This is a genomic window from Pelagibius litoralis (assembly GCF_011683915.1).
GTDB classification, from domain to species: domain Bacteria; phylum Pseudomonadota; class Alphaproteobacteria; order Kiloniellales; family Kiloniellaceae; genus Pelagibius; species Pelagibius litoralis.
The window spans coordinates 1-617 of sequence record NZ_JAAQPH010000064.1; the positions used below are offsets into that span (position 1 = coordinate 1).

The following is a 617-nucleotide window of genomic DNA, read 5'->3' on the forward strand; positions in this document are numbered from 1 at the left end:
CTAGGGTCTGTACCCAATTAGGGGATTCCAGTTGAGTTGGATTTGTGATTCAAGTTTCCAAGGATAGGAGGCTTGAATGGCAAGGCAGCTGTTTTGGTTGAGTGAGGAGGAATGGGCGCGCATTGAGCCCTATTTGCCGCGTGGACGTCGCGGGGCGCATCGGGTTGACGACCGCAGGGTGATCTCTGGGATCATTCACATGCTCAAGACCGGAGCGCGCTGGCGCGACTGTCCGAGGGACTATGGCCCCTACACGACGATCTACAACCGTTTTAATCGCTGGAGCAAACAAGGGGTCTGGGAAGATGTCTTCTACGCCCTGAGCGGGTCGAGTGGGGTGGTCAGCACGACCCGGGTGAGTGCGGCGGTGGATTCCACCCATATCAAGGCTCACCGCTCGGCAGCCGGTGCAAAAGGGGGGACTTCGAGCAGGCCATTGGCCGGTCTCGCGGCGGACGGACGACCAAAGTTCACGCCATAACCGACCAAATCGGCCGACCTCTGGCCTTTACCGTGACGCCCGGCCAGACCCACGACCTGGATGGCGCTGCTGCCCTCCTCAGACGCATCCCAACACCGCGTCAGCTCATTGCTGACCGAGCTTACGATGCCCGAAG

Annotated in this window: 1 pseudogene; it reads left to right on the plus strand. The window is 60.1% G+C overall.

The window, feature by feature from the left end:
• Positions 1 to 76 precede the first annotated feature (76 nt).
• Positions 77 to 617: pseudogene (locus tag HBA54_RS28615) on the plus strand (IS5 family transposase); the annotation flags it as partial.